This window comes from Roseburia sp. OM04-10BH, from assembly GCF_003462605.1.
Classification (GTDB): domain Bacteria; phylum Bacillota; class Clostridia; order Lachnospirales; family Lachnospiraceae; genus Roseburia_C; species Roseburia_C amylophila.
This window is the reverse complement of the sequence record NZ_QTZI01000001.1, coordinates 387,424-412,738: the sequence shown is the minus strand read 5'-3', so window position 1 is coordinate 412,738 and position 25,315 is coordinate 387,424. Positions and strand designations below refer to the sequence as shown.

Sequence of the window (25,315 nt, the reverse complement as noted above, 5' to 3'; positions counted from 1 at the left end):
TACATCTCTTCCTTACTCGTATCTATAATATTCCTTAAACCATGTTACAAATTTTCCCAGTCCTTCATCAATCGAAGTACTTGGTTTAAAATCAAAATCATGCATCAGATCACTTACATCTGCATAGGTCTGGTAAACATCTCCCGGCTGCATCGGCAGGAATTCTTTCTTCGCTTCCCTGCCTAAATGTTTCTCCAGTGTTTCAATATAATCCATTAATTTTTCCGGCTTATTGTTACCAATATTATAAACTTTATATCTGGCTCCGGTCTCTATCTCTGCTGGTGGATTTGGCAGAATATTGGTAATTCCTTTTACTATATCATCTATGTATGTGAAATCACGCATCATATCGCCATTATTGTAAATCTGGATGGTTTCACCTGCCATAATCTTCTTTGCAAATTTAAAATATGCCATATCTGGTCTTCCAAACGGTCCATATACCGTAAAGAAACGAAGCCCGGTTGCCGGTATTCCATATAACTTGCTGTAACAATGTGCCATCAATTCATTTGACTTCTTGGTTGCTGCATAAAGGCTTACCGGATAATCCACTTTATCTTCCACGGAAAACGGCACTTTTTTGTTTGCTCCATAAACCGAACTGGAAGATGCATATACTAAATGTTCTACCGGATAATGTCTGCAACACTCTAATATATTATAAAAGCCAACCATATTGGATGACATATATGCATCCGGATTATCGATGCTATATCTTACACCAGCCTGTGCTCCGAGATTTACTACGATATCAAAAGAATACTCCTGAAATAATTTTCCCAATGTTTCTTTATCTGCAAGATCACCCTTAATAAATGTATATCCTTCTCTTCCTTCCAAATCCTTTAATCTGTCATACTTTAACTGGACTTCATAATAATCATTCAGATTATCATATCCAATAACTGTACAATCATATTCTAATAATTGTTTACTCAGATGATAACCGATAAAGCCAGCTCCACCAGTAACAAGAATTATTTTTCCTTTTAATTCTTCTGTTCCTCTGCTCATTACACTTCCTCCATTAATTTATGCTTGTATTTCCAATCTTTTTCATTTTAACGCAAAATTTTCCATCTAACAAGAGCAGATGCAAAAACAGGCAGTAACAAAAGTTACCGCCTGCTCCATTATCTTCCAATTGAATAATACTCTACGCCGCACCTTTTCATTTCATCTGTATCATATAGATTTCTTCCATCATATACAAGTGGTGTCATCATTAATTTCCTGTATTCTGCTGGTGTTACTGATTTAATCTCTCCCCATTCGGTGAATACAAAGCATACATTAGCTCCCTCGAGTGCTTCTTGTGGCGTAGCTGTATATGTAATATTATCAGGAAAACGTTTCTTAAAATTATCTTCTCCCACGGGATCATATGCATAAATATCTGCGCCATGTTCAATTAGGAGTGGGATATTTTCCAATGATGGGGCTTCTCTTAAATCGTCGGTTCCCGCTTTAAAAGTAAGTCCTAATACCGCAACTTTAAGCCCTTTAAATGTAATCAGTCTCTTTTTTGCTTTTTTGATCTTGAATCATAAGACATTCCTTTTGCAACATCCTGTATGTCTGCACCTACCAGTTCACAAAGATTTGCAATATCATTCATATAAGAAATTTTTAATGCCATAAAATCATTGCTGGCATATTTAATCATTTCTGCAATCTGCCTGCCACTAATCCCACATATCCTGTTCCAGCTACTGCTATTTTCACTTTTCTTTCTTCATATGTTTCATAATTATAAATTTATAGTACTCTTCTACTGTGCATTTGTAAACCCATAACACTGTTGGTCAACCAGATTACCTGATGCATCATATAAATTAAACAGTGTCCAATAGTATCCCGGTACCGGCTGCCAGGTCGTCCACAAGGTATTTCCCTGGGTTCCACACTTACCGGTAGTATAAATCCAGGCGTCCTTTCCCTGCACATACAGATTGCAGTCTAATATCTGCATTTCATAATAATAACCTAGGTTATTAAAGCTCTGGATACCAATTAAATATCCATTTCCTGCCGGGTCAGGCATCTGGCAGATTGCTTCTATTGCATGGCGGTAATTAACTCCTACTGTGGTATTTACCACAGTTCCCTGTGCATCTTTTACCTCACAATAGACAAGATAATCTCCACTTGATGACGGACTATAATGGATTCCATAGTCTGCAGACCAATCACCTGCCTGAATCCACTGATTATTTTTCACATCATATACCAGCCAGCGGTAAGAAAGCTGTGATTTATCTGTGCCATCATTTACTACCGCCCCACCTTCAATCAGCCCATTTTCATACTGCCAGAGATAGATTCCAACAGAGGACAGTCCTGAAACAGCCGGTGCAGATTCAGGTGGATTAATGGCATTTCCATACTGGTAACCAGTAGTTGCAGTTTTTACGGAATTCGTATTTCCTGCAACCCGCACTTCCCCCTGTACCAGATAATTTCCAGCATTTTCCGGATACCAGTTCAATATATTCTGATTCAGCTGCCAGCCACTGACCACTCTCCAGACTGCAGTACTCTGATCGTATACCAGCCAGCGATACTCCAAATCCGCAGATGCAGATGTCGTTGCACTCATTGCCATCTGCACACATGGGCCAGACTGATTATCTGGAATATAAAGCTGAGCTGAAGTAATAGTTGCTAATGTTGGTGCCGCTTTCCATATAATATCATCTGTCCAACTGCTGATTGGTGTTCCTGTATCATTTGGTTTTATATATTTCAAATACTGTTCTACAACAGTTGAAGCATATGGGCCATCCATATACTTAAATACATTATATGCCTGACGGCCTGTCCCATCAGCATTCACAAGTCCCTGATAAAGACCTGCTCCTGTAGCACCAAGATTATCTTTAAATTGTACATAAATCATGGCATCTACCATATCATTTCTAGCTGCTGCATAATAAAGGTAAGCAAGACTTGCCGCCTGTGCTTCTTCCCCCAGGGTCTTAGCATCAAACCCCTGCTCTGACAAAATAATCCGATGCTTGGAACCATATGTATTCTTAATATAATCCGTCAGCACTTCCAAATTTGCCGCACATACAAAATTAGAAGTAATATCATGGGATAAATCTGCCGCTGCATCTTTGCTCCACATCGTCTTATCCATTTTGCGTGGATAAGCATGATATGCTATGTTCCAATTACGGCTCTGCTCTTTTGCTGCGAAACGGTCAATAAACGTTTTGGTTGGAATTCCTGTTCCAGCCAGATTATCATACCAGTTATGTGTCGGGCATACATACACTCTTGCATATGGACTGTTATCTTTCACTGCATCATAAAATAAATCAAAAGACTTTACAGCAATATCAACATTTGTATTGATATCATACGAACCACAGTAATTATAATGCTGAGGTGCTGTTATCTCATTTCCAAGAATCCAGTTCTGTATGAAACAATCTGACTGTCCAAATACATCTGCCAAATAATGGAAAGTTGCATCCAGTGTTGCTACAGCATCCGCATCCTGTACATTCAATGCATAATAGAAATGTCCATTTTCTCTTCCTGCCGGATAAATCAGTTTCTGTATTTCCGGATTATCCGACCAACCTAATAATATTTCTGCTGTAATAATCTTACCAGCCGCCCGGAGTTCCCTGATTCTCCATTCAAAAACCTTTATATAATTTTCATAATTAAAATAATAGGTTTTTCCATTATAAACATATGGTGTTCCCGTTCCATCCGTGTTAATAATATTATTTAATTCCAGATTCACATAAACATGGTGGACAGAATTCTTCATTTCTGTATCAGAGCTGTCTGTCCAAAATTCTACACCCTGAATACCTTTTTTATTTTCCGCCGTTGCTTCCACCACGTCAGACGCTGATGCTCTTTTTCCCATCAAGGTTGTTGCTGCTTTCGCCTGTGCCGGTACCATCATAGGAAATACCAGCAATACAACCAGTAAAAAAGCTACCAACTTTTGTCCTGTTCTTCGTATCCCTGCTCTTCTCATAATTATCTCCTTATCCGAATTGTCCTAAATAATGTCCATCCGCTCCATCCATATTATAATAAATATTACCATCCGAAATCAATCCCCTTGCTATCATTCCATTCCAATGAAAAAAAACTATTCTTCCATATGGGTCGTATGAAAACCCGGAATGCATCAGGGTTCCATCAGCATTTGCATACCCTAAATCCCTTCCATTGGCGAAGCGGAAAAGGCCCTGTTACTCCATGGCTCCATTTGCATCCAGATAAATAATATGTTCTCCATCTGGATGATAAGTAAGCCTGTCCTTCATCGGTGTGCCATCACTTTTGAAATAGTACATACTTCCTTCATATTCTATCCGGCTGTTACGCACCATTCTGCCATTCTCATCATAGAAATAATAGCCGCCTCCTTTTCCGTATCTTCCAAAAGTACCGGCAATGCAGCCGAGTAGATTGTATGATATGGAATCATACATACAACTTCACCCTGGGATAAAATATCATTCATTCCGGCAAATACAAAAATTTTGTCTGGGATTCCATTGCTTCCCAAATTAACAATTCTCTCCTCTAAGCCAAGATACCATTCATTTCCAATAAACTGCTTTTCATCTTCTGTTACTCCATCCCACGTTACCCTTGTGCCTCCAATGGATTCATTGACACCCAATATCCACTGTTCTTCACCCAGGAGACGCATCCACCAGGTACTTTCAACGGGCAACATGGACTCATCATAATAATAACCCTGTGTACCTCTATAATCTTTATATGTTGTTATGCTATCACCAAAAAAAGAAACTCTTATTCCATCTTCCGTTTCTTCTTCATTTTCCTCTTTACTCCATCGTTCTAATTTTCTCATAACAGCCGGCTCAAAATTCATCCCCGGCTTTTTTTCTTAAGCAATAGTATATGTCCTGCCAAAAGAATAATACCCACGATGGAAATGTATACCGGAATTGCATTACTATCCGGTACATAGTCAAGTTTTATAACATGGTTTCCTGCTGCAATTCTGCTTCCCATAAATCCATAATCTACCTGTTGTAATTGTGCCTCTTTTCCATCTACATACAATTCCCAGTTCTTATCAAAAGGTATCATAAACAATAAGAATGAATCTTTTTCTGTTTCTATTGTTCCTGTAATCAAATTATTTTCATATGTGTCCATCTGCAAAAACGATTTTTCACTTATGCCCGATTGATATACCTCATCAATTGCATCTTCACTACTGCTTTCATAATGCAGATTTCCAATCTGATAAGTTCCTTTCTGAAAATACATGCATAAAGTATCTGTATTTTTATAATCTATGGTAAAGTTAACATTATTCATTCCTTCTGTAACTGAAATAATTTTCTGTTTCCAGACATCTCCCTCGTTCCACTGTATAAAAATTGAATTTTCTGTAGGAGAATAAATCTTGAAAGATACAATATATTCATTATCCTCCGTCCACTGCATATCCTTTGTCTGAAGGCAAATACGATTAAAATCCTCTGATTCACATTGTATTTCATACATATCATTTTTCACGGCTAACGTTATACCTTCTAAATACATCTCCTCCAGGGTAATTTCCTCTGACTCGACATTCAGCTCATTCTGATACTGAGTCAAATTACTCTCCTGTATGTCATCTGAAACAATACAATTCAGTAGTGCAACGTCTTTTTGACGGATAGATAACTTTTCAAAATCTTCAATGGATATCGTCTGGTCTATTACCACACCCAACGGCATACTATAATTATTACGATAAATATTATAGTTTTCATTCTCACCAATCTTTTCAAATCCTCTTGGTGGAGTTTCTGTCTTATCTAATACTGCATACTTCACACTCGCCAAGGAATCTATCATATATCTGGACAAAAAGCCATTACTTCTTTTCCAGACAGGTCTGTAAGTTGGTTCTGCCTCTATAGCCTCCAGAAAATCAACATACCCGCTTTTTACACTTTGTTCTCCATATCCCATGCTATTAAAATTATACAAAACAGATTCTGTATTATAATCTGCCATACGCTGGTCCCGAAAATATATTCTGTAAAAATCTTCCTGTTCATTTTCCTTTATTCCATCAATCATCCTCTGATTTTCTCCGGTATCTACAACATATTTTAATCCATCTGCCAAATCTTCTGCAGCTGTCATTGTCGGATGAATAAAGAAATATATTTCAGTGCATACAATTATCATAAATATGTAATTCACTATGACTTTATTTTTTATTTTGTTAAACATCAATAGAAACAGCAGCCAAAGACTTAAATAAATAATTACTTTTCCAAACATAATCATATTGAGCCGGCTTTTAAAATCATCAATTCCCAGATTCACCCCCATAAAAGCCACCATAATCACCGCATATGTTATACAAAGTAATTTTCCGTCTATACATTGTACCCCGCGTACTACCTTATCCAATACATAGACTGTCGAAAAAATCAGGAAGGCAAGCATCCACATTGTGCTTAACTTAAAATAGTCCTCATCTGCACCTAGATTACATAAATAAGAAACTGCCGGAATCACACAATATGCTACAATAAATGCAAATAATCCGAGCCATACCTTTTTTCCCTTTTTATTCAGGAATTTTACACATTGTGGCAGCAACAATAATACCAATAGTCCCACATAAAACAATGGTCCATCCAACGCATTCGGGCAAAAGGCAGTATTTCCAATTGCCCCTTCCAATGAAATTGCAAAACAGCTATTGAATGATGCTATAAGACGATCCGGTTCAGCAAATGCCAACAAATTTATCCACTTTGCAGAACTTCCAACCTGTGTACTAACATTTGCTACACGACCAGACGAAAATGTTGACATAATTTCCGGAATAAGACGATATGCCAATATAATAACAGAAACGATCATAATCAATGCACAGTTTCCAATATACTTCCAAAACTTTTTCCCACGATAATTTGTCACAAGATAATTACGAATTAACGTATAGCATAACATTGCAACTGAATACACCACTAAATGATATAATTGCAATTGTGTCCCCAATAAAACAATTGCAACCACCAACAGGAGCCAGTTGTTATCCTGAAAATAACATTCCAATGCATAAAGCAACAATGCAAAAAGGACAAATTCCAATGCATAGCTTGCCCAAAAACTTCTTACAATAAATGTAGCAGAATAAACATAACATAATGCACCATATACTGCCACTTTTTGCTTTATTCCAAGCTTTGTCAACGCACAATAGAACAACACTGCAGCCAAATACATTTTAATCAGATGATACCAGATAAATGTGTATTTAAGATTTTCTTTTCCAAAAAGGAGGAGAAATATATTTAAAGAAAAAGTCTGTCCACTAAAATCATAACTATTTCCCATACCCTCTGAAAAAGACCACCCCTTTATGCCGTCTCCTATATGATTTAGCCAGTTCACCAGGCTTGAATATTGTTGGATAGCCATATCTTTTGATACTAAAAAAAACTCTTTTCCAATAATAAATTTCCAATAAAAAAGCAGATTAAGAATTGTCATCAAGACAACCAACCAAATCCAACTGTATTTTTCTTTTAAAATGCTACCCTTCATATCCCACCTCAAATAAATCATTTCTGCCACTTTATATAAAACTAATCACAAAAATACACTATCGCAATCTAGCCTATCATTTGATCTGTTTTCTATAATCTATTCTTCAATTAAGTCAATCCACTGTTTAATTATATTCTGTGGTTCATATTGTTCTACACATAGATGCGCATTTTTTTTGTACATATCCCTCATTTCCTTATTATTAATGATTTCCGTCATAGCCCTGTACATTATCATTTCATTTTTTGTTAACTTTTCTTCTGCTCCAAAATATTTTCCCTCGCATACTGGAACCAAAATTCCATATTTCGCATATTCAATTTCATCCATAACATGAGAATCTATATTTGTTCCTGGTGCAAGAATTTCCCTTGCGCCCGACTTAAAATCAGAAGAAATAACCGGCAAATCACATGCTAATGCTTCAATCAATGCATTCCCAAAACCTTCAAATAAAGATGGAAATACGAAACATGTTGCCTTTTTCAGATATATAAATGGATTATCCGCAAATCCAACTATATCAACGGATTTTTCTATATTATATTCTTCAACCAATTTCTCATAATATTCCTTTAACTCCCCCGTTCCCAGAAGAACTAGCTTACATTTATAACCATCGTGGACTAATTTGGCAAATGCTCTTATTAGGTGCCAGCCTCCTTTTTGGTATGTGAATCTCCCCATTGATATAAAACATACCTCATTCTCTCCCAAATCATTTAACACATTATCTTCACTATTTGCCAACATTTTCATTTTTTGCAAGTTGTAACAGTTATATATAGTACAATTTTTCTGTGGTTCCAAGCCAAAATTGCTAACTAAATCTTTTTCCACTCCCTTTGATAACGAAACCACCTTATCCGCTTTATTGTATAAATGTTTTACCATTGGAGTTAATATATATCTATATGAAAATGAGTTATCCTGTGACAGCTCACACCTTACAGACACTATTGTTTTGGTTTTCGCCGTTTTAGTTAAAATATTTACAATATTTGCACTATCTAAAAAACTTATACATGCATCATATTTTCTTTTCCGTTTCAGACTTTTTATTCTACGAAATCTTTTAAAAAAAACCTTTAATTGATATAATACACTTTTTCGATTCTTTGGTTCTTTTATTTTTAAATCAATAATATTCCCCTTATATGGATATTTAATTATTGTTGCATTATTTAAAATAATATCTATTTCCCAATTATCCGGCCAATTTGTCACTATATTAGAAACCGCCCTTTGTGCTCCTCCAGTATCTAGTGATGAAACTATAAATGCTATTTTCCTCATCTAATTTTTCCTTCCTAATTTTTAACCCTCACTATTATCAGTAATATATCTCTGTTAATGTGTCTTCATTCGTATTATATATCCCCATATTAGGTTGTAAAACAGCCCCATCAAAATACGGTTCAGCAAGTTTTAACTTATAACAAACTACCTCACCAGGTCTTACATCATCCGGAATATCTAATTGCCACATTTTCTTTTCACCATTTGAATTCAAGAACTGTATTAATAGTAAATCAGCATTAAAGTCTTCTCTAATTCTTATTCCAAGAAAAACAGTATTGGCATCTATTACTTCCGCCTTATAGTTCTCTGTGTCATTTAGATTTACTTCTGCAGATTTATCCTCTTCTTCAAAACGATATCGATAAATATTAACATTAGTATCATCAATATTCTGACCGCTAATCTGTTCCAGCCATGTATCTCGAAAGTCCGCATAAACTGGTGTTACCATATGCGCTTTATCAGCTTCAAATACTATAACTCCATCATTATACTCCTTTCCCATCCTAATAAAGTCTTTCATGCCACTATCCTGTAAGTAATCTGAATCCAGCATTTTTATATAATTACTCTCTGAATAATCAGTCAGGTATTCGCTATGATAGTGAAAAGAGCAAAAAGCAAATGGTTTACTTGTATCAATAGTACTATCTATTTTTGAATATGCTTCTTGTAATTTTGTTCTACTTAAATCCGGATTATATTCTGACACTGCAATCGTCAATAAACTTAAAGCCAACCCCATCACCAAGAAGGCTCTTAAGACTTTTTTGCCAAATCGTTCCATTATTTCAAATAATTGCTTAAACGAAACAGCTAAAATACAAGCTAATAATGGTTCTACAAAAAGGAGATATCTTATTCTGAACATATGGCTTGTACAGAATACAAATATAAATGTACATGATAAATAGCAAAATACAATTGCAATTAATTGTTTGTTTTCATGCCATTTTCTACATAATATATATATAAATGATACCATCAAAACGCTTCCCATAATTATTCCAAATGGATGACTGATAAAACTTGTTATGTAACTCATTTCTGGATAATTAAAATGAAAAGTCAAATGTAATTTCAATGCTTCAATAACTTCTTTATAGTACCCCCATGTTATGTTTTCAAAATTCCAGCCAATTACAACAAGGAATATTAATATTCCCCCTACACTAAATAATATAAAATGCTTCTTTTCTCCCTTAATTATCATCAAAAAAATCAAATATAAAAAAAGTCCAATACAAAAAAACCAAGGATTTTGAAATACTAAATAATATGTATTAATTACCAATAGCCCAAAAAACAAAGCTACATATTTCAAATTATAGTCAAAGTACTTTTTTATAAAAAGTGTAAATCTATTTTCCTTCTTAAAATTATTTTTGCAATCAATAACCTTTAATCCAAAATAAAACAACCAAATTCCGGCTAATGGTGACAACGTATGCATCCTTATCAATCTCGCCTGTTCAACAAATCCTGGAAATAACAGCATGATTACAGAAGCCAAAAATGCCGTTTCCGTAGATTTCAATAAATTCAGCCCTATGTAATACAATGATATAATAACGAGTATTGCAAAAATCACTGATAACATTCTACCACTAACCACTGATAATCCTGTTATTTTATACACAATTGCTAAGCATAAATTATATAACATAGCCCCATGATATTTTTCCATTGTTGTGTTATGTACAAAATCCCACAAAGCAAACTGATGCTCATTAATTAAACCATATGCCGTTTTTATCATATAATGTTCATCATTGTAAAATTCTGGGTTTACAGCTATTTTATATGAATAAATCAACCAGGCAGAAACTATAAGTATTGCCACATTCACTAAATGAATATAATTTGATGTATTAAGTCGTACAGTGTCACCTTGTTTTGATGCATGAACAGCAATTACAGTTAATGCCAATACTATAATTGTTACTCCTACAGAAATAATAATGCTCAAAACATTTCTGTAGACCAAATTTCTAAATCTTAAGAAAAGAATCATATATGAACACAATAATAGAAAGCCTTGCAACAAAAACAGCAAACCAGCCGATTGTTCATTCTTTTCAAATACATTTTCTGTTTTACTTCTTTTCCAATATAAATCAAAAATTAATAAAATTAATGTAATAAATCCTATCAATTCCAGTATATGATTGGTTGATATAAATGAAAACACTGATGTCATTTTTTGACCCATTAAGCACTTATCTCCTATGTATCTAATTATCTGTTCCAAGTAATTTTATCTAAATATCTATTCTTTTTCCTTAAATACCTTCTGGCTTAAAAAAATCAGCCCCACCAAATATGGCAACAGACTAAAATCGGTTGCGATTGCAGCTCCAATAGCCCCATAACGAGGAATAAATAACATGTTTAATATAAAATTCAACAATATCATAGCAAAATAAATTGGTACTCTTTGCTTTGCTTTTTCTTGGTAATCCAATAAAGCAGACATAAATATTGTAATAGCATAACCACAATAGTAAGGTATCAGATAAATTATCACAATTCCAGATTTGCTATATTCTACCCCATATAATATTCTAATCACATAAGGGCCAAATAAGAGTACTGCTACGCAAATTAGCAACATAACCGCAACATTTCCAAGCATAATTTTATGAAATGTTTTCCTCATCCTATTTACATTTTCTTTGGTTAAAACAGCAAAGACAGTCATTGTACTTGTACATATTGCCAGATTAACATGTGTGAGTTTTCCCATTAAGCTTTTTGCAATAGAATATGCCCCTATTTCTCCGGTTTCACTCATCACTCCCAACATCAATGAGTCCATTTCTGTCAAAAGAAGTGAGCCAATACTAACAACAAAAATTGGCATAGCATATTTAAAAATACTCCACCTTATAGTTTTCTCATATTCACTATCCGCGTATTGGCATTTCGATTCTCTTAAATATTTTTTTAACAAAATGCTTCCTATTAAAGCAGCATTCCAAATAGCAATTATATATCCGATTCCTAATCCAATGATATTTTTTGATATAACCAGACATCCTACACCGAAGATAAAATAACCACCAAATTCCGCCAATGTCAATATGAAAATATTCTTGAATTTAACAAGACCTATAAAAACAGCCTTAAAATACTCTAACAAAGAATTAGCAAAGCACAAAAGGCTTCCGCATACAAACAGTTCTTTTAAATGCGGATATCTTAAATTTTTACTAGACCCTACAAAGATAAATACTATGCTTGCAATAGTAAATAATAATAAAAATAATCCACTGATTAGTAAACGTAATTTCATTCCTATACGAATATTGCTATTCTGTCTTTTGATATTTTTTCTTTCTTTGGCGACAAAAACTCTGACTGACTCATTTATTCCAAACCAGACTAACCAATAACACATAGTAATAATCGCATAAAAGAAACTCCATTCATCATAAGATTCAGTCGAAAGAAACCTCGCAATCATTATATCCGTTGCCATAAAGAGAATCATTCCTACCGCTTTTGATCCTAAACTCAATATGGTGTCATTCAATATATTGATTTGTTTTTTCATATATTCCTCCACTACTACAATATATTTATGGTTTGTTGTTTAAACTGTATAATATATTTGAAAATTACGTAATCAGTTTAAGGACATAAATCATCAGTTTAATTCTTTCAAGTTAGCCCTAGCTTTCTATTTACAGCCCTTTATCCATCATATTTGACAAATGGTATAAATTCGTTTTCCCGATTTCGATACTGGAATGTCATCAACAATCTTGAAGTCTACTTTTGTTCCTTCTCCCATGGCTTTTTTTATTTCATTTTCTTTTTCAAAATAAAAACCTTTATTATCAACATCTTTATCGAAAAAAACCAATTTTACCAAAATGTGATCTATTGCATCCTGAATAACTTGAAATTGTTTTACATTAGTGCAGGGATAAAAAAGGTGTGTAAAATAATCTCCATATACTATACGCCCATCCATAGTTTTAAAAAAGTCAATTATTCTTCCAGTAACACATTTCAGCATAGGCAATCCCCTACCACACGTACAAGTCTTTGAGCTTAATGCTCCTCTGTCTCCTATTGCATAACGAATTATAGGCATTGAATAATCACTCAACAATGATACTATCAGTTGTCCTTCCTCATCTAAATTACATGATTCATAATTACCATCCAGTACCTCTATATAAGAAACAAACGTATTTATATGCAGACCTTCATTCTTATTACAACTACATGCCATGTCTCCCATTTCCCTTGAGCCATAACGATTGAAGACAGGACACTTAAATACTTTTTGAATTTCCTCTAGCATCTGTTCGTCCAATGTTCCAGCAGATGTCATAATTCCTCGAGGTGAATACATTTCAATATGGTTTAAGTTTGCATATTTCACAATTTCCATAATGGACTGTACATACGCTAAAATCATTTTGGGCTTTGTCTCATTTATCACATTTATGTATTTTTTTATTACATCTTCAGACATTACAAAAGTATTTAAAAAGACTTCATTTCTCATCCAACGGTAAATTTTGTTCATCCAGTCTTTTTTCCCTGATACAATATCTCTTTCACTTCCCCATAAGCGAATTTGATAATCACCTATTTTTCGTCCAGACCATTCATCAAACAACAATTTTGCTCCTTGATCGGTTTCAAAAAATTTCCCACTATGCCTAAATTTAACCGGCTCTCCTGTTGTTCCTCCTGAAACATTTTCGAATGTCCAATCCCTTATTGGTATATCAGGATACATTTTTTTTCCTTCGCGTCGAATTATATCTTTTGTCAGTATAGGAAATTTCTTTATATCGTCAAATATTGTCGCCTTCGAAAAATCTTCTTTTTTGAATCCTAGTTCTCTATAATACGGAACATGTTCTATGGAAAATATCACAATATCATATAATTTTCTTTTCTGTATATTGATATTCTCCTCCATTACATTCCATTGCATTTTTTTTAAGTAATTATATGTTTTTAATTGACCCGAATATCTAAGTCCTTTCGCTCCTCTATTTCCTGTAAAATGTAAAACAAACCAACTTAATACCTTATGCAACATTTAATTAATCTCGCTTTCCTTGATAAGTATTATGTTTTAAAAATTATCTTTCCAACCACAAGACAGCATAAAATTCTCTGCCATATGCCCTATTTTTATCTCAAATAAACATTTCCGTCCAGCCTTTAGTCGGAACAAATTTCCATTTCAACTCATTTGATACACTTTTTATATCCTTGTTGTTCAGTTTTTCATCATTTGAAACATATATCAACTCATCATCTTGATAATTACACAATGGAAGACTTTCATTTGCATTTTTGCAATCCTCTGCAAATGGAAAATTTGTTGCATCTGCCCCCATCATAATGCCCACACCCATATCAAAAATATAGGCATTCAATGCAATTATAATTGCTCCAATCTGCTTTGGACTAGGTGCTACAGGGCCTTCCTTCTCGCCACTAATAATCATATCTCCAATATTCAATGTTTTTCTTTGAATCTCATCATGTATATGTCCATTTTTGTCTGCATAAAAGAGTATTTTATTCAAATCAACTATTGTTTTGCTTATAGTTTTGTTTCCATACCAATTTCCCTCTGCCTCGTCATGATGTACCTTGTTTCCGAGAACCTTTAAACCACCCGCAATATACCAGACAACTTTAGCTGCTTTATAACGTTCTTTTCCTTCTAATGTATTCTTTATGTCATATAACTTATCATCTATATTTCGTAATAGACTCTTCTTTTTATATTCATCTCCTCCTTCTGCCACACTTCCAATCGTATGATGTGGTAAATACTCTTTTCTAACATTCATCCCTACCATATTCTTCATCGCCGCCGTATAGCCAGCTTTTCTATGAGTCTTCGGCTTTGGCATATTAATCACAACATCCGCATTCAAAATATAATTGGACACAAAATATTCATGTCTGCCAGGACAATGATGTTCTTTCAAACGGTCTGGAGAATAGTTTGTGATTCGCATCTTTTCTAAATGTTCTTTATCATATTTGGCAAACTGGCTCATGTCTGCTAAATCAATAACTGTTCCATCCTGATTGTCGCTAATTGTCTGTTTGCGAACGCCTATTCTTTTTTTACTATCAATCTGTGTTGTCAAGCCACGAAAATCTACAATCTTTATTTCTACGCCAACGTTTCTATACCACTCCATCATTTCATTATATCCGCTTTCTTCAAGCAGTTTTTCTAAGTTGCATTCCTGCATAGGTGCATCCCCAATTATGATTCCGCCTTTTCCCTTTAAAGCAATTAAAATATAATCAATAATTGGTGCAACAACTTCTGGCTGTGTAAAAAGACACTCTGTTCCTTCATTTGACTGATTATAATCCATAACTAAATTAGGCTTAATAATAACATTATCTCCTGGTTTAATTAATTCGCCTAACGGATTCCATCTATCGGTTCCATAATTGTCATTATCCATCTGATATATATGTAGAGCCTCCCTAACTGCTTCATACACTTGATTGTGTTCTGAGCAAGCATCAAACATCATTTCAGGATATTGTGTATCTGGACGAAACCAATTTTTTTTCTTTCTATCTGTATATTTTTTTTCAGTACTATATGCAATTCCAACATAATTACTATTTAACATTAATCCAATCTCCCATTATCTTTTCAAATTCTTGTGGTGTAAACTTTTCACATCCATCTCCGTGATAAAATGTCATTTCTCCAAAATAAAGTTTATTTCCAATAATATAAAAATCCACCCTGACATGTCTCATTCCATCTGACAATATTCTAGCGCACCTTAACAGTTCATCTAAAATAACAGGCTTTTCTATTTGGTGTGATGGATTTGTTGGATATTTTATCTGAGCTGGAATATACTCCCATTCTGGTGTGTATAAATTTCTCTCATGCTTCTCATATCTTCCAAAGTCTACCTGTATTACTTTGGGTTCTCCATGAAAACAAAAGACCTTATAATCTTTTAATTCTTTCTGAGACTCGTCTACCATATATTTTTCAGCAATAATTCTGGGTTTTACCCCATTATAATGCCACTGTCTTCCGTGCCAGTAGTAATTGCGCTTCATATGCCATTCGAAGAATTTTTTTTCTTTTTCATAATTTAGCATTGCTTTATCTTTGCAGACGAGCACTCCACCAGAATCATGAGTGCATTTTAAAACAAATTGTTCTGGCAACTCATCAAAATTTACATCATCAAACTTATCCCATATACCAAGTGTAGGAAACACATACTCTTCTCCTAATTTTTCGCTTACCCACTCTTTAGCAGCCTGTTTGTCTACCAGCTTAGAATAATCTGGATTTCTATCATAAATTTTCAACCACTGTATTTTTTCATTATATAAAGTAGGATTGTTCCAATGTAATATTTTTCTTGTCCGTAAAAAATAGCTCAGCCAAATAAATATTCTATCAGGAATACAACGAACGATATACGACTGTTCTATATAAACTAACATTTTATACACAATATTCTTCATTTTAATAACCCATCTAAAGTTTCCAAATACTCGTTTACAATATGTTTCCAACTAAAAAAATTTTTAACCCTTTTATTACTGTTTATGGACATTTCTTTTCTCATCTCATTATCTCCAATTAATTTGATGATATAATCAGCAAATTCTTTTCTTTCTGCCTTATATCCATTTTCACAAATCAGTTCAGCGCTCCCCTCACACGGAGTCATAATAATTGGCAATCCACATGCCATAGCCTCCAGCACAACATTTGGCATTCCTTCTTTTGATGATGGCAATATAAATAAATCTGCATTTTGATAAAAAGGCACAATCTCTTCTTTTCCCTTTTGTCCTACGAATTCTACCATATCTGAAACATGGTTTTCCTCCGCAATTCGTTCCAATGTTTCTCGATATGGACCATCTCCAACTACAATTAGTTTTACACTTTTCTTCGTACTATCCTGTATTTTTTTTAACTGTGGAATAATAAATTGTAACCCTTTTCGTTCAATCAACCTTGAAACAAAAAGAATTTTAAATTCATCACTTTCCTCTTTTACGCTCGGATAAAAAACTTCTGTATCAACACCATTCGGTATAACATCAAATGGTTTCTTATTATAAAAATCAAGTGCCATATCCTTTAGTCCCTGGCTATTTGCAATTAATGCGTCTGCATTTTTCCAGATAAGTTTTATTGCTGGGGCAATTATCTTATACACTTTCGTGAAACGTTCCTGAAATCCCGGAACATCCCCTCCACCAAATCGTATCACGTATGGAAGTTTATACTTCTTTTTTAGCATATACCCTATTGGTCCACTTGGTATCCCAAAGAATACCAGGCACACATCAAAATTTTCTCTTTTTTGCAATTTATTCGCAACAGGGTATGCCTTCAGCAGATAACTCAACATTTCTTTGAAGCTGCAATGTTCCTTATGTGCCCTCTTCGAATTCACTCGAATAACACGCACACCATTTACAATTTCACTCTCAGTCATTCCCTGATAATTTGCAGTTACAAGTGTTACCTCATGACCTTTTTCCACAAATCCCTTGGTCAAAAAATAGCACGCGTTGGCGCCTCCGCCTCCAATAGGTGGAAACTCATGGGATATAGCAAGTATTTTCATTTTTATTCTTCCGTTTCCTTATTTTCTATTGTTTCTTTTATACTATATGATTTATCAATTCCAGAACCATAGTATGTCTTACTCATCATGTCGCTCATCAATCCAAAAATAAACATTAGTAATCCAACTATAATAAAGAATACTGTTAATAATGGTGGCATAATATTATTAGACATCTTATAACCAAGTGCAAATAATACGATTGACCATATTGCGCATACTACTCCAAGGAATATAGATACCATACCGCCTGCTCCCAATATATGTAATGGCCTTACAGCATACTTACTCCAGAACCATAATGAAATCATATCTACAAACCCCTTGATAGTTCTCTTCCAATTATATTTTGTCACACCGGCTGTCCGAGGTCTGTGATTTACCACAACTTCTCCAACTTCAAAGCCTTTAATTCTTAAAAGCGCTGGAATAAAACGATGCATTTCCCCATATAAATTTATATGATCAAAGCATTCCTTCTTATAGATTTTTAATGAACATCCACTATCATGAATATTATCTTTGACAATAATTCCTCTTAAGAAATTTGCAACTCTGGATGTAAATTTTTTCATTACTGTATCTTTTCGGTTCTTTCTCCATCCGGATACAATATCAAGGTCATTCTCTTCCAAATAGTTTACAAGCTTTGGAATGTCGGCTGGGTCATTCTGTCTATCACCATCCATTGTCACAATATAGTCATACTGAGCTGCTTTGATTCCTGCATCCATTGCCGCTGTCTGCCCAAAGTTTTTACGCATACGAATATATTTTAAAGGCTTTAATTCTTTACAAATCTCCGGTGTCTTATCCTTTGAGCCATCATCTACAAAGATGATTTCAAAGTTATAATTTTCTTTTTTACATGCTTCAAGTATTTCCTTGTGTAACTCTCTTACGTTTCCTTCTTCATTAAATACTGGTACTACTACCGATATACCTTGCATTCTCATTTGCCTCCTGCTATTTTATAAAATATCTTCTCATTTGCTCATATATTTCAATATCATTCTAACCAAAATAGGTCCTGATACACCTACTAATGCGATGTCAAAAAAGCTGTTTAAGAAAAACTCTTTCCCTACATAAAAGAAACCTACGACAGAACATAACGTACAACATACAAAGCTAAAAATACATTCGCCTGGCTCACTTAACCTTAGCTTCTATATTGCCAAATATATTACACCATATAACAAGGTTGTCCAAAAGAATGGGAACATAAACCATAATGCACCTGCAAATGATTCTGCGTTTAACTTCAAATAATTTACTAGAGCATCCATCCCTGTACATATGTCATACGGCTGATATACATCTTGAAGAATCCCCATTTTATGAAACACATTACGCATCAAACCAAGTAATACCATGTCTCCGTATGTTTCTTCATGCTTTCTTCCTTATTATTCTATTTTTCATTTTTCTTAATTTAGTTATTATTCTCCAACTACGACTATTTTTTATCTGTGTAAGTTCTAATTCTAGTTTTTCATTTTTTTCAAGTTCATTTGCTATTCTAAGCTCTAATTCTATCTTTTCTTCTTCCAGTTGTTTCCTTTCATATATTAAATCTTTTTCCCGTTTTTGAGCACTCATCTCTAGTTTTCCATATGCATTTGTTAAATGCTGCACGGCTTTAACCAGTTCTTCTTTCTCTTCAAATATACGATCCATATCTTCTTTCAGTCCATTTTCAGACCAAAAAATAGATAGATTTTCTACCCTTATTTCTAATTCTTTTATATCAGAAAAGTCACCGCTTAATATATACTGTGGATCTTTTGTTAAGAATAAATCTTCATTTCCAAAATGAATTCCATTCAAATTATTAACTTCAATATGTGTGTCATTAACAGATATTCCAGAACACACACACATAAATTTCTCACATGGATCAAAGCGAATATATTTTATATTTTGAGGAACTTTAATTTTAAAAGAAAGCTCCTCTTTCTTTCCAATTTTTAAAATATATTTTATCTTTTTAACCTTCGATACTTCAAAGCCATCTCCGAAGTCATAATAGATTTCACTCTCAAGCTGCATAATTGGTGGAAAACACTGTAATTTGTTTTCATTAAATGCTTCATATCCATACTGATTATTAATTAGCAAATCCTCTTTCATTATATATGCTGGCAAAAAACCTTTATTTTGCATATATATAGACATCAGATAAAATATTCCCTGTGCATCGAGGTCCCCACACCTTACTGTTTCTATTCCACGAATTGCCTCTGTTTTTATAATTGCAAAGCCATCTTCTGATATTACAGGCGATTTGTCCCTGGATAAAACTATTCGAATGTCATTTTTATCCGCTATTTCCTTTATATCGGAATAATAGTCCTGCCAATTATCATAATGCCCCATATTATGAGCTTTTATATAATCCACATATGGAACAAGCATCCCCTCTATTCTGGAGTTTTCCAACAATTTTAATGACTTTTCAAGTTGTTCCCTACTACCAAGAATATTCTGTAAATAATACAACTGGCGCTGTAACAATACGCTTTTTAATTCTGTAGTACTTTTTTTCAATGGATTTATTATAACAATATAATCAAAGTCATCGTAATTTGCCTTCACATTCATTCCTAAATGCAACAAGGAATTTGACTTTTCATTGCATTGAAATACTTCCAAATCATCTTCAAACTCGTTGCATATTTTCCATATTATTTCTTTATATATTAAATTTTCTATATTAATAAATAATGCAACCTTTTTCCCAAGTATTGCCATGATTGTCCCCTTTCTATATCACATGAAACAATTGGAAACTCTCCACTAAATCTTTTTGATGACATGTTCTAATTAAATTAGAATATATTAAAGCTGTATCATATGAAGTTTCTTTTTCCAAAAAATCTAGAAACTCTTTTGCAACTGGTAGGGTTTGACTATAATCAGTCTTCATAGAAAAAAATGTTCTTCTTTTAAAGAAAGGTGACTTTCTATTTTTTATAACCTCCAATGGTGCTACAATCAAAGGACAACATGTATATATCTCTTCATCCATATCATCATAATTAGTATAACAATCCCATCTATAACCATTATCGCTAAAGTATTTTGTTATATACTGTTCATGACTCCCTCCCGATTCATAATAACTTTTTATCATAGGCATTTCATCCCAATATTTCTGAAAAATAGTGGATGAAACAATACTTCTTCTAAAAGCCATAAAGCTAGACTGAATATGTTCTGGAATATATCCATAAGGGCACTGCCAGATTTGTTGTGCCACTGGAGAATTTTCTTGAAAACACTTTGTAATCCCCCAAAAATCCAGTTCCAAGCGCTTATCCATTATGTCAAACATCTCCTTTAATGGATACACCGGTCCCATAATAGTATAATTCATTAAAATAATTTCATCATACTCTATAAGCTTATTCCAGCCTTCACTGTCTATAGCTGTCTTATATGCCCATACATCAAATCCCTTATTTTCACGGACAATAATATTACCTGTAAACTTTTCAAATGTTTTTCGCCCTCGCTCATTTAACTGTCCATTGCATACTACAATTAATTTATCAACATGTTTTGTCAAATCCTCCAATACATAGTCAACATACTTATCCACTATGCCATCTTTGTCAAAGAAAAAGTATATACCCAGTCTCTTCATTCTTCATCTCCACTTTTGTATCTGATTATTTCTTAATACTAATGTTTTTTTATTTTACTCTTCAATTCAAGAAGTTCTATTTTTCTTTCATCAAGTTCTGACAACACATTTTTATATAATTCCATATAACGTTGTATCTCTGCTTCCGCATGATTCACTCTCTCTTCAGCAAATTGAATCGTTTCATTATGTTCATTATAAAAACTTTTGTATTTTTTCAATTCATTATCAAGATTCGTTGCATGTTTCTGCAGATTTTCTATATAATGACTAGATGAATTTAAATTTTCGCTCAAACTTAATGTCGTTACCTCTTTTTGTTTCAATTCGGTCTGTAATATTTCTATCTGACGTTTTAATTCACTAACAAGTTTTTGATACTCCTCCTCAGAATTCATTGACGTTTCTTTTCTATTTTGTTCAACCAAAACAGACTTTCTATTTTCTGTTGCCACATGTATAACGCTTGCATATGCATACTTGATTACAATCCCCTCTACACGTTCATTATTCTCTTTAAACACAAAAGAAAGCCAATTTTCAAATTTCTCATTTCTATAAACTTCCATCATAACAAAACGCTTTCCTTTTGCATCTAAATTTTTATCATAATCCTGCATTATTTCATCCGGAACAACCACAACATTCTTATTTTCATATTCAAGAAATGTTGCATATTCACTTGTAGTTAATATTGTACAATTCTGTTTGCTTTTTTCCAAAAACTCATCCCTATAAATTGGTATTCCACTATCATCTATTTCAGTAAGCATATATATATATTCCATGATTCAAATTCTCTCCTCTATTTCTCTTTGTTTACAATTTTCCCAAATAACCACATAAATTTATTATTCAAGAAATATAATACTAAAGATGTAACTAAAATAATTCCTACACAAATTCCAAATACACCATAGCTTTCTGCTGTTGATATTTTATAAAAATCAACCATATCTGTCACTTTATAAATAATAAAATGATGAATCAAAAAGATTGCATATGCATACTTTGAAAGGAAACTACAGATAGCTTTCACAACACCACATTCCATATATTTTGCAATAAATGTTAATACCAGAAATGCTGCTATACCAACATAAGTCGTCTGAATGTTACTATTGAAAGCAGGTGACAGAATGGTATTCGCAATCAACACCGCCAAGGCTCCCAAAGCAACTTTCCAGTTTGTCTTTTTAAAATATTTCATATAAAGCATTCCAAAAAATACTTCCGGAAGTCTCACCGTCACCAGTTCTGCTTTGCTCAATCCTGTCTGATAACACATAATTGACAACAGATATACTAAAATAATTGCTGCACTAAATGTTCCCGGATGCTTATTTGCCCCCCAACGCAGTAACGGAAATAGTATATAAACTAAAATAATACATCCTAAAAACCATTCACCAATTATGAAGAAAGTCGGCTTTACAGCAGCATAATAACTGTCAAATCCAAATATCGTATACAAAATATTTTGTTTTGGTATTCCAGAATAATCCGCATGATATACCAGCTTCTGTATTACAAACGCAATTATATAAGTAATCCAGAACATTGGATAAATTGCAACAAATCTTTTCTTGTAGAATTTTGCCAGATTGCAGCTGTTTTCATATACGTACATCAATGCGGCGCCTGATATAATAAAGAACAATGACACGCCAAAATCACCGATATACAAATTGCATATTTTATATGTGATTACTACCTTATCCAAAGGTTGTGGATCCATATATAGAAATAATGCATTGTAATGTGTAAGCAAAATAAGTATTACCGCCAATGCCCGAATAAAATCCAGATAAAATATTCTTTCTCTTTTCATTGTTTTCACTTTCCAACTTTTTTTATTTTTCTATACATTTTTTTCAAGAATTTGAATGGCTTTTTACCACCAATTTTATCGTAAATTTTCTGTGCACATTGTGTAGAAACACTATTCATGAAATCGCACTGTACTACTATTTTTTTAATAATTCCTGTAGTCCTTAATCTGAAATACAATTGTGGATCCGGAGCAATGAACACTAGAGCATCATCAACCATTACTCCGTTGCTCACCGCATCACTTAGTGTATATTCCTCAATGTGGTTGTTTTGAAACAATACTTTAATATGAATATCTCTTACTACAATTCCGCCAACTTCACCCGGATCCCAACGTAATTCTTCAATCACACCAAGTTTGTCCAAATCTGTATACAAAAATTCATGGTTATCCAGATGGCTGACTTCATCCACTGAGTTCTCTGCCAGGAATGAATTTTCTTCCGAAAATCCACTTTCATTTTTAAAATACATTCTGGCCCGCACAATATTTCCTTCCAAATAGCCTAAAGCCGAGCGGCACATTCTCCATTCCCCAAATGCACGTTTTGTTGTAATCAGAACATCCTCATAATTTCCCGCACCCGGTCCCATATGAAATACTGCATTATTTAATCCACGCACCATATAGTTTAAGTTAGTCACTTCAATCTGAGCACCTTTTTCCGAAAAAATCCATGCCGGATAGTAGCCTTCCTGCTGTACTACATAGCTATAAATCCGTTCCACAGCATGCAACAGCGTTCCATCAATTTTATTTGGTTCTGCCGGAAAATCCTTATACTCCCAATCCTGGTCAAACAATAATTTCAAGGCCTTCGGTCTGAACCAGAACATTGTTCCCAGTGGAGCAATCGGCTCTTTCTTTTTATCAATCGGAACTGTTATGCCTAATCTTTCTGCAAGTTCTACTGTAACATCATAATTCATGCCCCATTCAAGTCCCAAAGTAATATAATAATCACCATGATTTGGCGGTGGCGGTGTCAACAATCCAGCTCTTGGATTCTCTTCAAATGTCCGAATTACATTCTGAACAAATTCCTTTGTCGGCAATAAATTTTCAAAACATTTGTATGAAAAACCAGCCCCAACTGTTTGTGGCGATAATTGAGTTACCTTTTTATCATGAACAAAGCAAACATAATCATAATCCATGATAAAATCCTTTGTTCCAACTAAAAGAGCGCTAACATCTCTTCCCCGGTTTTCAATCAAAATCACTTTCACATTGTTTTCTAATACCGAGAAAGTCTCTTCAATAATTTTTTTCTTTTTTTCTGAACCAACCGTCACGTAAATATCTGCTTCTTTTGGCATTGACTGTACATAATGAAGACAGTATTCTGCCAAATCCTCAAAATAGAAATGTAGCACAAGTGCTACTCTTTTTTTCTTTAACACTTCTGATATATCTGTACCATGTTTACTGTCCAGTATGTAATTAAGCTGCATATTTTTCTTAATATCTGCCTGATTCTCCAGACGTAAAATATTATCCCAAATCAGATTCACATCATAATCTGTATGTTTATCTATGAAATCATATGCTTCGATAGCTTCCTGTCCTACTGTATCATGAATAATGTTGGAGTAGTCCTGCATAAATGATCTTCTTTTAAAAATAGGGCAGCGTTTTTCTTCCAGCATTTCTCTTGTTGCACACAAAATCGGATGATTATTATAACCATCTCCCATATCTGCATAAACATCCCATTTAAACCCCTTTTCCGAGAAGCGTTTTGTAAACATCGCCTCGTGACATCCTACTGCATCACGATAATCCTTAATTTCCTGCATATTATTCCAATAACTTTGGAATTCAATGCTTTTTAACATAGGTGTTCGTACTGCAATAAAATGAGACTGAATATGGTCTGGAATGTAGCCACATTCAATAGTTCCAAATGGATCACCCTTCTCATATTTATGATACATTGTAATTCCCCAGAAATCTAAATCTCTGGCGCTCATGGATTCAAACATTTCACTCAATGGATACACCGGCCCCATTATCGTAAAATTCATCATGATAACTTCATCATATGTAACTAGTTTATCCCATCCATAATAATCGAGAACTGTTTTGTATGCCCATACATCAAGTCCTTTATTCTCTCTCACCATCACTACAGGTGTCACCTGATTTAACTTTTCCCTGCTTTCCGATGTTAATTTTCCATTTACAACAACGGCTATTTCACTGGAATGCTCTTTTAATGCACACAGCATGTAAATGATATAATCATCTACAATTCCCTGTTTATCATAAATAAAATAAGCTATTAAACGCTTTACTTTCTTTTCATCAATTATCATA

The 25,315-nt window shown here is 33.8% G+C and carries 19 protein-coding genes; all 19 read right to left on the bottom strand.

Annotation, left to right across the window (positions count from 1 at the left end; translation table 11 throughout):
- Nucleotides 1-12: 12 nt before the first annotated feature.
- Complete coding sequence (locus DXB43_RS01865; RefSeq protein WP_117946400.1) at nt 13-1,020, bottom strand: NAD-dependent epimerase; 1,008 nt, start codon at nt 1,018-1,020, stop codon at nt 13-15.
- Nucleotides 1,021-1,139: 119 nt separating this feature from the next.
- On the bottom strand, nt 1,140-1,439 hold the full coding sequence (locus DXB43_RS01860; protein WP_334294235.1) for a UDP-glucose/GDP-mannose dehydrogenase family protein: 300 nt from the start codon (nt 1,437-1,439) through the stop codon (nt 1,140-1,142).
- An 80-nt stretch (nt 1,440-1,519) separates the two neighbouring features.
- Complete coding sequence (locus tag DXB43_RS15680) at nt 1,520-1,672, bottom strand: hypothetical protein (protein WP_330417848.1); 153 nt, start codon at nt 1,670-1,672, stop codon at nt 1,520-1,522.
- Between the two features lie 105 nt (nt 1,673-1,777).
- The gene (locus DXB43_RS01855) at nt 1,778-4,009 is read right to left on the bottom strand and encodes a DUF5722 domain-containing protein (protein WP_117698674.1); all 2,232 of its coding nucleotides are present in this window, start codon (nt 4,007-4,009) and stop codon (nt 1,778-1,780) included.
- 339 nt (nt 4,010-4,348) lie between these two features.
- On the bottom strand, nt 4,349-4,861 hold the full coding sequence (locus tag DXB43_RS01845; protein WP_158567179.1) for an SGNH/GDSL hydrolase family protein: 513 nt from the start codon (nt 4,859-4,861) through the stop codon (nt 4,349-4,351).
- 17 nt (nt 4,862-4,878) lie between these two features.
- Entirely contained in the window at nt 4,879-7,524 is a 2,646-nt protein-coding gene (locus DXB43_RS01840) for a YfhO family protein (RefSeq protein ID WP_243006624.1), read from the bottom strand.
- A gap of 153 nt (nt 7,525-7,677) precedes the next feature.
- Nucleotides 7,678-8,877, bottom strand: a complete 1,200-nt coding sequence (locus tag DXB43_RS01835) for a glycosyltransferase (RefSeq protein WP_117946392.1) — start codon at nt 8,875-8,877, stop codon at nt 7,678-7,680.
- Between the two features lie 37 nt (nt 8,878-8,914).
- The gene (locus DXB43_RS01830; RefSeq protein WP_117946390.1) at nt 8,915-11,095 is read right to left on the bottom strand and encodes an ArnT family glycosyltransferase; all 2,181 of its coding nucleotides are present in this window, start codon (nt 11,093-11,095) and stop codon (nt 8,915-8,917) included.
- Nucleotides 11,096-11,152: 57 nt separating this feature from the next.
- Nucleotides 11,153-12,439, bottom strand: a complete 1,287-nt coding sequence (locus DXB43_RS01825) for an oligosaccharide flippase family protein (RefSeq protein WP_117946388.1) — start codon at nt 12,437-12,439, stop codon at nt 11,153-11,155.
- A gap of 147 nt (nt 12,440-12,586) precedes the next feature.
- Complete coding sequence (locus DXB43_RS01820) at nt 12,587-13,951, bottom strand: phenylacetate--CoA ligase family protein (RefSeq protein ID WP_117699302.1); 1,365 nt, start codon at nt 13,949-13,951, stop codon at nt 12,587-12,589.
- A 100-nt stretch (nt 13,952-14,051) separates the two neighbouring features.
- A complete protein-coding gene (locus DXB43_RS01815) occupies nt 14,052-15,527 on the bottom strand; it encodes a DUF362 domain-containing protein (RefSeq protein WP_117699301.1) in 1,476 nt (491 codons plus the stop codon).
- Nucleotides 15,517-16,392, bottom strand: a complete 876-nt coding sequence (locus tag DXB43_RS01810) for an ATP-grasp fold amidoligase family protein (RefSeq protein ID WP_199535034.1) — start codon at nt 16,390-16,392, stop codon at nt 15,517-15,519. The genes DXB43_RS01815 and DXB43_RS01810 overlap by 11 nt, the downstream gene beginning before the upstream one ends.
- Nucleotides 16,389-17,513, bottom strand: a complete 1,125-nt coding sequence (locus DXB43_RS01805) for a glycosyltransferase family 4 protein (RefSeq protein ID WP_117946386.1) — start codon at nt 17,511-17,513, stop codon at nt 16,389-16,391. Before DXB43_RS01805 ends, DXB43_RS01810 begins: the two co-directional genes overlap by 4 nt.
- A 2-nt stretch (nt 17,514-17,515) precedes the next feature.
- The gene (locus DXB43_RS01800) at nt 17,516-18,463 is read right to left on the bottom strand and encodes a glycosyltransferase family 2 protein (RefSeq protein WP_117946384.1); all 948 of its coding nucleotides are present in this window, start codon (nt 18,461-18,463) and stop codon (nt 17,516-17,518) included.
- 442 nt (nt 18,464-18,905) lie between these two features.
- Nucleotides 18,906-20,267 carry a rhamnan synthesis F family protein gene (locus tag DXB43_RS15615; RefSeq protein ID WP_117946380.1) on the bottom strand — a complete coding sequence of 454 codons (1,362 nt, stop codon included), beginning with the start codon at nt 20,265-20,267 and terminating at the stop codon, nt 18,906-18,908.
- Between the two features lie 13 nt (nt 20,268-20,280).
- Nucleotides 20,281-21,162, bottom strand: a complete 882-nt coding sequence (locus DXB43_RS15610) for a rhamnan synthesis F family protein (protein ID WP_117946378.1) — start codon at nt 21,160-21,162, stop codon at nt 20,281-20,283.
- A gap of 38 nt (nt 21,163-21,200) precedes the next feature.
- Entirely contained in the window at nt 21,201-21,950 is a 750-nt protein-coding gene (locus DXB43_RS01780) for a hypothetical protein (RefSeq protein ID WP_117946376.1), read from the bottom strand.
- Nucleotides 21,951-21,967: 17 nt separating this feature from the next.
- Nucleotides 21,968-22,993 carry an acyltransferase family protein gene (locus tag DXB43_RS01775; RefSeq protein WP_117946374.1) on the bottom strand — a complete coding sequence of 342 codons (1,026 nt, stop codon included), beginning with the start codon at nt 22,991-22,993 and terminating at the stop codon, nt 21,968-21,970.
- A gap of 5 nt (nt 22,994-22,998) precedes the next feature.
- Entirely contained in the window at nt 22,999-25,314 is a 2,316-nt protein-coding gene (locus DXB43_RS01770; protein ID WP_117946372.1) for a rhamnan synthesis F family protein, read from the bottom strand.
- Between the last annotated feature and the right edge of the window lies 1 nt (nt 25,315).

Bases quoted from the DNA above. Each gene is read 5' to 3' on its own strand.
- DXB43_RS01865 (WP_117946400.1), bottom strand. From the start codon at position 1,020: ATGAGCAGAGGAACAGAAGAATTAAAAGGAAAAATAATTCTTGTTACT.
- DXB43_RS15680 (WP_330417848.1), bottom strand. From the start codon at position 1,672: ATGATTAAATATGCCAGCAATGATTTTATGGCATTAAAAATTTCTTAT.
- DXB43_RS01855 (WP_117698674.1), bottom strand. From the start codon at position 4,009: ATGAGAAGAGCAGGGATACGAAGAACAGGACAAAAGTTGGTAGCTTTT.
- DXB43_RS01845 (WP_158567179.1), bottom strand. From the start codon at position 4,861: ATGAGAAAATTAGAACGATGGAGTAAAGAGGAAAATGAAGAAGAAACG.
- DXB43_RS01840 (WP_243006624.1), bottom strand. From the start codon at position 7,524: ATGACAATTCTTAATCTGCTTTTTTATTGGAAATTTATTATTGGAAAA.
- DXB43_RS01835 (WP_117946392.1), bottom strand. From the start codon at position 8,877: ATGAGGAAAATAGCATTTATAGTTTCATCACTAGATACTGGAGGAGCA.
- DXB43_RS01830 (WP_117946390.1), bottom strand. From the start codon at position 11,095: ATGGGTCAAAAAATGACATCAGTGTTTTCATTTATATCAACCAATCAT.
- DXB43_RS01825 (WP_117946388.1), bottom strand. From the start codon at position 12,439: ATGAAAAAACAAATCAATATATTGAATGACACCATATTGAGTTTAGGA.
- DXB43_RS01820 (WP_117699302.1), bottom strand. From the start codon at position 13,951: ATGTTGCATAAGGTATTAAGTTGGTTTGTTTTACATTTTACAGGAAAT.
- DXB43_RS01815 (WP_117699301.1), bottom strand. From the start codon at position 15,527: ATGTTAAATAGTAATTATGTTGGAATTGCATATAGTACTGAAAAAAAA.
- DXB43_RS01810 (WP_199535034.1), bottom strand. From the start codon at position 16,392: ATGAAGAATATTGTGTATAAAATGTTAGTTTATATAGAACAGTCGTAT.
- DXB43_RS01805 (WP_117946386.1), bottom strand. From the start codon at position 17,513: ATGAAAATACTTGCTATATCCCATGAGTTTCCACCTATTGGAGGCGGA.
- DXB43_RS01800 (WP_117946384.1), bottom strand. From the start codon at position 18,463: ATGCAAGGTATATCGGTAGTAGTACCAGTATTTAATGAAGAAGGAAAC.
- DXB43_RS15615 (WP_117946380.1), bottom strand. From the start codon at position 20,267: ATGGCAATACTTGGGAAAAAGGTTGCATTATTTATTAATATAGAAAAT.
- DXB43_RS15610 (WP_117946378.1), bottom strand. From the start codon at position 21,162: ATGAAGAGACTGGGTATATACTTTTTCTTTGACAAAGATGGCATAGTG.
- DXB43_RS01780 (WP_117946376.1), bottom strand. From the start codon at position 21,950: ATGGAATATATATATATGCTTACTGAAATAGATGATAGTGGAATACCA.
- DXB43_RS01775 (WP_117946374.1), bottom strand. From the start codon at position 22,993: ATGAAAAGAGAAAGAATATTTTATCTGGATTTTATTCGGGCATTGGCG.
- DXB43_RS01770 (WP_117946372.1), bottom strand. From the start codon at position 25,314: ATGATAATTGATGAAAAGAAAGTAAAGCGTTTAATAGCTTATTTTATT.